The sequence below is a fragment of the Mesotoga sp. UBA6090 genome (assembly GCF_002435945.1).
GTDB lineage: Bacteria > Thermotogota > Thermotogae > Petrotogales > Kosmotogaceae > Mesotoga.
Genome location: NZ_DIXC01000090.1, coordinates 1 through 8,754 on the forward strand (window position 1 = coordinate 1; position 8,754 = coordinate 8,754).

Sequence of the window (8,754 nt, forward strand, 5' to 3'; positions counted from 1 at the left end):
TCGACGTGGGGAATTTCTCTCAATTCGCCCAAAATATACTCTAGATAATCGTCTCCAACAAGTAATGCGTCCCCTCCTGAAAGTAATACATCCCTAACCTCAGGTGTTTCCCTGATGTACTCAATTGCTGCATCGATTTCCTGTCTGGTTCTCGGTCTGTCGAGCTGTCCGGCAAACCTTCGCCGTGTACAATGCCTGCAGTACATCGAACACTGGTCTGTAATTAGAAAGAGGACCCTATCGGGATATCTGTGAGTAAGCCCGGAAACCGGAGAGTCTTCATCTTCATGAAGTGGGTCAATCATATCCCATCTGTCGATTTTCAATTCCTTGTCCGTAGGAACTGCCTGTCTTCTAATTGGGCATCTCTGATTGATTGGATCCATAAGAGTTGCATAGTAGGGTGTAATTGACATTCGAAGCGTTCTTAGACATTCGGCAATTCCGAGCGCTTCTTCTTCGGTGATTTCGATTATCTGCCTGAGAGCTTCTACAGTCTTGATCCTGTTGGCAACCTGCCAGCGCCAATCACTCCACTGAGCAGGAGTAACGTCTTTCCACATTGGAATTTCCCTGTAATCTCGCATTGCTTCACCTCAAATGTATAGCTTCTGAAAAAGCCTTCTAATCTCATTTGATTCTCTCAAAATATCTAGTGCAAGCTTAGCGTGACCCTTGGTGTAGCCATTTCCAATAATCATTGTAATATCCTTTCCTACACCTTCGGCGCCAAGAGCTGCTCTTGTGAAAGAAGTCGCCATGCTAAAGAAGTAGACAATACCTTCGTTCTTTACCGCGAGAATCGATCCCATTTCTGTTCCAGGAACATTAACGTTGTTGATAACCACATCGCAGAGGTTCCCTTCTGTAATTCTTCTTATTTTCTCATACACTTCAAGCGGTTTAGTTGCATCGGCAATCACTACTTCATGGGCCAGTTTATGCTCGCGGATCCTCTCGGCATTCTCTTCTGAATATTCTACTACAATCACTTTTCCCGAGTCGCCACATTTCTTCATAGCTTGATAGCAGCATAGAACGCCGGATTTTCCTCCGCCTCCCAGTATAGCTACATTCATACCTTTCTCAACAAGTTTGTTGACCTGTGCAGGGGCCCCGGCAACATCCAGAACTGCAAGGGCCATCTTCGGTGGAATATCAGAGGGTAGCTTCGAGTAGATGCCACTTTCAAACAAAACGGCTTTTCCCACAATGTCTACCTGATCCTTTTCAAGATGGACTTTTAGAATTCTTTCGATTCTAAGGGGTGTCAGAGAAAGAGAAACAAGTGAAGCTATCCTGTCGCCGACTTTCAAATCCCTTTCCAAAAGATCTTTTCCGATCCTGGATATCCTTCCTATGAACATCCCTCCGGAGCCGGTGACGGGATTTTGTAGCTTTCCCTTGTCCTTAACTATGTCCATTATCATATCGGAGATTCTGGATTCATCATCCCTGCAAGCTTCTCTTATTTGCGTAAAGCTCGCAGAATCAACGTTCAGAGTCTCCACATCGACGAGAATTTCGTTGTCATATAGCTCCGTTGAATTATCGATTCTTACAGCTGCCTGAGGAAGGAACCCGGTAGGTTCAATTACTCTGTGGCTTCCATAAGGACATCCTCTCATTAGTCTTTCCTCCTGATTCCAAGTATTGCCCTTGCTTCGGCGGGAGTCGCGACTTCCCTGCCCAGCTCTCCTGCAATTCTGACAACTCTCTGGACTAGTTGCGCGTTAGAAAGGGCAAGTTCGCCTTTTGCGTAGTAAACATTGTCTTCAAAACCTACCCTGACATGTCCCCCAAGAAGGATAGCGAATGTAGCTAGAGGAAGCTCATTTCTTCCGATCCCGGCTACCGTCCATGTGCTTCCTGCCGGTATTGCGTTAACCATATGGATCAAATCTTCGATGTTTCCAGGGCTGGCCCCAGGGACTCCAAGAACAAAGTCAAAGTGTATCGGGCTCTCAATCAGACCCTTTTTCTGCAATCTGAGGGCGTTTTCAATCATACCTCTTTCAAATACTTCAATCTCGGGTTTGATGCCTCTCTTCTTCATCTTATGTGCGAAATACTCAATAGTTTCTTCCGAGTTAAAGAAGACATCATGCCCGAAATTGCACGTACCGGTGGAAAGAGTGGCCATCTCCGGATCCAGATCGAGAGGCTGAGCTCTCTCCTCCACCTTGTGCCACACCGCCCCGCCGGTGGACGGCTGAAAGATCAGATCACATTTGCTTCGAATTCTTTCCATAATATCTCTATACACTTCGCGGCTCTGGGTTGGTCTTCCCGAAGAATCCCTTGCGTGAATATGGACTATGCTTGCTCCTGAAAGGAAGCATTCATAAGCTGCCGATGCGATTTCTTCGGGAGAAATCGGAAGAGCAGGTTGTTGTTCTTTCATCACTTCCGCGCCGGTCAGGGCCGCCGTGATTATCAGTTTATCCATTGCTCTTCCTCTGCCTGTTCTTTGGAACGACGCATGTTCCGCTGGCTTTACACACAAGGACCGGCACGGGAAGGATTTCGGCCGCAGAATCACTGATATCCGGCCTTGCCTGAGCGACCTTGAAGGCTTGGAAAATCATCTTCCGTGATGTGTTGCCATTTGAGACTATTTCTCCTGTTGCTTCGATGTAATCTCCTGCATAGACTGGAGCAAGAAATTCGATGTTATCATAGGCCTTGAATAGGCCTTCATCGCCGTCATTTCTTATCAGCAACTCAGTAGCAACATCGCCAAACATCTGGATAACTCTTGCTCCATCAACCAAATTACCACCGTAATGAGCATCGTGAAGGCTCATTCGAATTCTGACCATCGCCTTTGTCAAGATAATACCCCCTTATATATACAATCTTGCCTCTAAAATGTAACTGCATCAAGGGTTGCAGCCGCTGATTAAACCCTAACAGAGTCGAACACATCTTTCTATGTCTCTCTTACTATTCCGTTATACACGATTTTTCAAAAAAATTACCTCCTTGCCTTCGCCAGGTAAAGCTCTACCTTTCTGGTATGCTATAGATAACAAGATGTTGCGGGAAGGAGAGATGTGTGTGGTCAAGACACTTATTATGGCTGGCGGAATAGGGGAGAGGCTATGGCCGGTTAGCGTAAAAAAGAGACCTAAGCAGTTCCAGAAGTTCGGTTCAAAGAAAACTATGATTGAGGAAACTATTGAACGAGTGGAAAAGCTTACCGATGAGATAATAATCATCACAACAAGGGAGCAGTATCCACTAATGCAATACTACTTGCCCCTCTTTCCAAGCGACAACGTCATATTCGAACCCATGAGAAGAAATACAGCTCCCGCCATTGCTTTGGGCAGCAGTAGATTTGCAGCTGAGGATATTATGGTTATTGTTCCTGCTGATCATGTTATCAGAGATGAAGAAAGCTTTCTTAAGACTTTGAGAAAGGCAATTAAGTATGCAGAATCAAATGAATCGCTCGTTACAATAGGGATAACCCCGACTCGCCCCTATACTGGTTACGGCTACATTGAAAGGGGAAACGTTGTAAGTGATGATGAAGAGGTCTATTCGGTGAAGAAGTTCCACGAAAAGCCCGACTATGAAACTGCTCAACGATATTTTCAGTCTGGCAGGTTTCTATGGAATTCGGGTATATTTGTGTGGAGAAAGGACATCTTCGACTCGGAGCTTTCAACGAACTTCCCGGACCTGTTTTCTGCAATCTCCGAGATTGAAGAGAGGCCTGAAGACATCGAAAAGATATACGAGAGACTTCCAAAGATCTCTATAGACTATGGTTTGATGGAGAGATCGACGAAAGTTGCGACTGTCCCGGCCAATTTCTACTGGAATGACATTGGATCGTGGGATGCGGTCTATGATCTGCTGCTGAAAGACAAGAATGGAAATGCAGTAGAAGGCGAATTTTCTCTGAGAAACGTCAAGAACTGCCTCTTAATCAACCATACCCAGAAGAAACTCGCAATTTCGGGGATTGAGAACTACATTGTGGTGGCAAGTAGTGAGGGAACACTGGTTTGCAAAAGAGGAGAGTCACAGGAAATAAAGGAGATAATAGTGTAAGGAGGAGAAAAAGTGGATAGAAAACTTGACGAAATTGTGATTTCCCTTAAGGAGGAACTGGTAAGATCAATATCTGATTCAGTTAAGATCAAGTCAGTTCAGGATGCTCCGGTAGATGGCGGCCCCTTTGGCAAAGGGGTAAGGGATTCACTTGATCAGACTATCAAGTTGGCGCAGAAGTTAGGTTTTGAGGCAAGAAACGCCGATGGATATGTGGGCATAGTAGACTATGGATCGGGCGAGACTTTCGGAGTTCTTGGTCATCTTGATGTAGTTCCAGAGGGAGAAGGCTGGGAAGTTCCACCTTACAGCGGCCTGGTGAAGGACGGAGAGATTTGGGGAAGAGGAACTCAAGATGACAAAGGCCCTATGATGGCGGCACTTTATGCTCTCAAGGCAATAAAGGACTATGTTCAGAAGCCGTCCAAGAGAATTAGGTTGATTTTCGGAACAAACGAAGAAACTGGTTGGGAGTGCATGAAGTACTATGTGAAGCATGAAGAGATTCCAGATATGTCCGTGACTCCCGATGCCGATTTTCCTGTGATTTTTGCGGAGAAAGGAATAGTGAATTACGGAATTTCAGCACCTGCAATCAGTAGAGAGAAAGGTCTGGCAATCGAGACCTTGACTGCCGGAGAAGCACCCAATATGGTCGCTTCGTCAGCAAAGGTCGTTCTCAAGGGTGCGGACGATGAGATTCTAGAGAGAATTAGCTCCTTCTCACCGAAAAATGATACTAAACTTAAGATAAATAAGATAGATAGAAGAGTTGAGATTTCGATAACGGGAGTTTCTGCCCACGGATCTACCCCAAATAAAGGGAAGAGCGCAATGGCAGCTCTAGTAGATCTTCTCGTGGAGCTTCCTCTGGAAGATTCTGAGATGAAGAGGCTCTTGAGTACAATAAGAAACAAGATTGGTTACGAATTCTACGGTGAATCGCTAGGAATTGCCGGGAAGGATTCAATGTCTGGAGAATTGACTCTTAATATCGGAACTCTCAAACTTCAAGCTGGAGTCCTGAAGTTGGTAATTAACATCAGATACCCTGTTTTCTTCAATGAAGCAATGATAAGGTCGCAGATTGAAGAGGCTTTCGGTGGATTCCGGGTCGAAACCTACCATCACCAGAAGCCGCTTTATGTATCTCCCGATTCGGAATTGGTAAAGACGTGCAGAGAAGTATATAAAGAAGTGACAGGACACGATGAAGAACCGATAGCTATTGGTGGAGGAACCTACGCTCGAGCAGTGCCTAATGCCGTGGCTTTCGGAGCTTTGTTGCCCGGAAATGTTGAACTTGCCCATCAGCCAAATGAAAGGATATCGATTGAAGATGTTCTTCTCGTGTCAAGGATTTACGCTCAGCTGTTCCTTAGGTTCCTGCAGACCTGAGCAAGAAGCAGCTTGCGTGACAAGTCTATCAAGGGCCGAAGCGACTGTGTTTCGGCCTTTTTTTGACCCAGATGTTGCTAATCTACAACGTTTCTCAGCCACTTCCAGGTCAAAGTCCTTCTGACTCCCAGAATTGCCTTGAAGAGCTCTTCGATCATCATCGCGACGTAGACGAGAGTGAGTGGCCATTTCAAGACCAGTCCAGTGACAGCCACAAGAGGAATTCCCACTCCCCAAAGCGATGCAATCTCGATGATCATAGCTGCTCTTGTGTCTCCTCCGCTTCGGAGAACTCCGACGATGTTCACTGCATTAAACATTTTGATTGGCTGGAAGATGCCCACAATGATAATTACGTTAAGGACAATATTCTTAAGTCCCTGATCTATATTGTAGAAATTCACAATAATCCTCGAAAGCAGAATTATGATAAGGCCGGTCGCCACTGCGGTTATCACAGTAAGCTGAAGCAGCTTCTTTGCGTTATACTTTGCCTGAGTGAAGTTATTTCTTCCCAGTTCTGCTCCCACCATGACAACTGTCGCTGAAGCTAATCCACCAAAAATGACGAACCCGAAGTTTTCGATGGTGCTGGAGATATTCCTGGCCGCTATAAACTCAGTACCCATTCTTGCCATAACAAGCGAGTACATTGTAATACCCAAGCTCCACAGAAACTCATTTACGATCACCGGAGTAGCATATTTCATAAGCCTTCTGAAAAACGGCGCTTCGAACTTGAAGGCGAATTTTGAAAGCCTTACAGGCGTTTTCCTTCGCAAGACAATATTGACAAAAATCACGAACTCCACAAATCTTGACAGGAGAGTTGCAAGTGATGCTCCATAAACACCAAGAGGTTGAATTGGTCCAAAACCAAAAATCAGCACGTAGTTCACCACTGTATTGATAGACAGAGCGACAAGACTTACATACATAGGAATTCTGGCTTTTTCCACTGTTCTCAAAGCCATAGCAATAATAAAGGAAAACGATGTCAAAAACGTTGAAAAGGCTACTGGCCTTGCATATATCGCACCGGTTCTTATCACTTCAGTATCGGTAGTGAAGATCATCAATACTCTTTCGGGCAAAAAGAACAGCAGTACAAAGAATACAACGGCAGCTCCCATTGTAATGTAGAGAATGTGTCCGAGCGTCTTCTCAATGTTCTTTTCGTCTTTTTTACCCCAGTACTGCGAAACGAATATTCCGGCTCCGCTAGACACCCCGAAGGTGAGAATATTGAGGATAAAGACCACCTGATTCACCAGACCCACTGAAGCTATTGCGGTTGTACCTAATTGACCAATCATAAGATTGTCAACAAGATTGAGGCCGGTAGATATGAGATTTTGAAGTGTTATAGGTATCGCAATGGAAAGCATTCGCTTTGTGAAATCCTTCATAACAACCTCCGAAAGAAATGAACCGTAGAATTATACAGCTATTTCTTGAGATAGGCAATAGTACGATAATCGAATTAGTATAAGCATTATGAATTGCTATAATGATGATGATAAGTATTTCACATTAGAGAGGGGTGTTTTTGTGAAGAAAATAGGAATAATTATTTGTGGTCGCTATCAGAGTTGTGGGGGAGGGAAATGTCTCAGGGCAATGAGAGAACATGTGGGTGGTTTTTCCATCTATCCTGATGAAGAAGAACTGGTTCTTGTCGGTTATTCTTATTGCGGGGGCTGCCCGGGGGGTAACGTAGAATACGTGCCTCAAGAAATGATGAAGAACGGAGCCGAGGTTATTCATCTTGCAACGGGAATGGTGGTGGGTTATCCCCCTTGTCCGCGATTAAGTCAATTCAAGGAGTTCATCGAGAGCTATTATGAGATTCCTGTTGTGATCGGGACTCATCCCATACCAATGAAGTATCTCACCGCCCACGAGAAGCTTTCATTCTGGGAAAAGTCAAATATGTATTCTAAAGCAGAACACCTGATTAAAGAGGATCGAGAGATAATGAAGGCGTATGACTGATCCAGAATCTTCCGATCTTGTCGGGCCTGAAAACGGGGAAAGAGATGATTAGTGAGAAGAGAATCTCTCAGTATCTGCGAATCGCGTTGAGCACTATTAGTGTAGACAGAGAGACGAGAGAGAGAATTGGAAGAGATGAACTACGATATCCAGAACAAGGTTTTCGACAGTGGTAAAGGGAACCCTTTTGAAGTGCTGAGAGACCCCCTGCGTATGCCAGAGAATTTATAGAAGAGAAGAAATCGACTTACCCCCAGGTTCGCATGAGGTTTTCTCGGGCTTACGGTATCAAAGGCTACGTTGGTTATGAGTTCATCTCAAAGAAGACCATTGCAGGTCTGCCAATCACCCACATTAATACGCATCCGTTTGGAGTCGGAAAAGGCATTATTGCAGTTCGGAATGTGGCAGTCGGATTGTTAGCCATTGGCGGAGTTTCAATTGGACTATTCAGCTTTGGAGGGGTGGCGCTTTCTCTGGGTGGATTATCTGCCAGTCTTTTCTCTGCATTCGGCGGATTGGCAATTTCGTTGTAGCTGGCAGGAGGGGGCCTTGCGGTTTCTTATGATTTTGCAGTGAGGGGAGCAGCTATTGCCAGGAACTATTCGATGGGAGGCTTTTCATCTGCGAGAGTGGCTGTTGGAGGAGTGGCAAGAGGTGTAATTGCAGTAGACGAGCAGAGTGGAGTTGGGAATTACCTTCTCAGATTCCAAAAAACAGCAGATCAGATAATTGACTTTGTGATTTCGAAAGGGGAAGAAATCAGCGCGGTGTTTGAATGGACCGTTAGACTGATTTATTGATTCTTAAAGTCCGGCACGGAGCGAGAAACTCTACTAATCTTATTTATTTTGAGTTGATTCTTCGGACATGGTAGCCAGGCTGCCGTTGTCAAATTCCGGCAGAGGCTGGACAAAGATGGTTCTCGGTTTTCTTCATAGTAGCTTCGATTTGATCATAACCTTTTTCATTAGAATGACACTTATGAAAAACAATGGCAGTTGCTTTGATGTAAACTATTATCTGTTGGATTGGAGGTAGATTATGATTGAGAGATACGCGCTTTCCCCCCTGAAAGAACTGTGGGAACTGGAAGCCCAGTATGAAAGATGGCTCGAAGTGGAACTTGCCGTCGTCAATGCCTATGAGAAGACAGGACAAATACCTCAAGGGACACTTGAAAAGATGAAGTCCGTTGCAAGAATCGATTTGGAAGCGATTTCCGAAATTGAAAAACAAGTAGATCACGATGTCATTGCCTTCATAAAGTCCGTGACACAGGGAATGGGGGATGAA

The 8,754-nt window shown here is 44.9% G+C and carries 10 protein-coding genes and 1 pseudogene; 6 read left to right on the plus strand and 5 right to left on the minus strand.

Annotated features, from left to right (window positions below; genetic code table 11):
- From B3K42_RS13590 to B3K42_RS13605, 4 genes are all read right to left on the minus strand, one after another.
- Positions 1–587: KamA family radical SAM protein (locus tag B3K42_RS13590; protein ID WP_292599273.1), on the minus strand; the 587-nt coding region annotated here is incomplete at its 3' end.
- Positions 588–596: 9 nt separating this feature from the next.
- Positions 597–1,628, minus strand: coding sequence for an L-erythro-3,5-diaminohexanoate dehydrogenase (locus tag B3K42_RS13595; RefSeq protein ID WP_110989624.1), 1,032 nt, complete (start codon positions 1,626–1,628; stop codon positions 597–599).
- Positions 1,628–2,449 carry a 3-keto-5-aminohexanoate cleavage protein gene (locus tag B3K42_RS13600; RefSeq protein WP_110989625.1) on the minus strand — a complete coding sequence of 274 codons (822 nt, stop codon included), beginning with the start codon at positions 2,447–2,449 and terminating at the stop codon, positions 1,628–1,630. Before B3K42_RS13600 ends, B3K42_RS13595 begins: the two co-directional genes overlap by 1 nt.
- Positions 2,442–2,822: a hotdog domain-containing protein gene (locus tag B3K42_RS13605; protein WP_110989675.1), complete on the minus strand. Its 381-nt coding sequence runs from the start codon at positions 2,820–2,822 to the stop codon at positions 2,442–2,444. Before B3K42_RS13605 ends, B3K42_RS13600 begins: the two co-directional genes overlap by 8 nt.
- 232 nt (positions 2,823–3,054) lie before the next feature.
- Here B3K42_RS13605 and B3K42_RS13610 point away from each other — a divergent pair, with 232 nt between their 5' ends.
- Complete coding sequence (locus B3K42_RS13610; protein ID WP_110989626.1) at positions 3,055–4,065, plus strand: mannose-1-phosphate guanylyltransferase; 1,011 nt, start codon at positions 3,055–3,057, stop codon at positions 4,063–4,065.
- Positions 4,066–4,077: 12 nt separating this feature from the next.
- A complete protein-coding gene (gene pepV / locus B3K42_RS13615) occupies positions 4,078–5,463 on the plus strand; it encodes a dipeptidase PepV (protein ID WP_110989627.1) in 1,386 nt (461 codons plus the stop codon).
- Between the two features lie 77 nt (positions 5,464–5,540).
- Here the strand turns inward: pepV and B3K42_RS13620 are convergent, their stop codons facing one another.
- Complete coding sequence (locus B3K42_RS13620; RefSeq protein WP_110989628.1) at positions 5,541–6,872, minus strand: MATE family efflux transporter; 1,332 nt, start codon at positions 6,870–6,872, stop codon at positions 5,541–5,543.
- Between the two features lie 142 nt (positions 6,873–7,014).
- Here B3K42_RS13620 and B3K42_RS13625 point away from each other — a divergent pair, with 142 nt between their 5' ends.
- From B3K42_RS13625 to B3K42_RS13640, 4 genes and pseudogenes are all read left to right on the plus strand, one after another.
- Positions 7,015–7,458 (plus strand): CGGC domain-containing protein, encoded by a 444-nt coding sequence (locus B3K42_RS13625; protein ID WP_110989629.1) that lies wholly within the window; start codon positions 7,015–7,017, stop codon positions 7,456–7,458.
- Between the two features lie 263 nt (positions 7,459–7,721).
- Positions 7,722–7,994, plus strand: a complete 273-nt coding sequence (locus B3K42_RS13630; RefSeq protein WP_110989630.1) for a hypothetical protein — start codon at positions 7,722–7,724, stop codon at positions 7,992–7,994.
- Between the two features lie 39 nt (positions 7,995–8,033).
- Complete coding sequence (locus B3K42_RS13635; protein ID WP_110989631.1) at positions 8,034–8,261, plus strand: hypothetical protein; 228 nt, start codon at positions 8,034–8,036, stop codon at positions 8,259–8,261.
- 241 nt (positions 8,262–8,502) lie between these two features.
- Positions 8,503–8,754, plus strand: a pseudogene (locus B3K42_RS13640) (adenylosuccinate lyase); the annotation flags it as partial.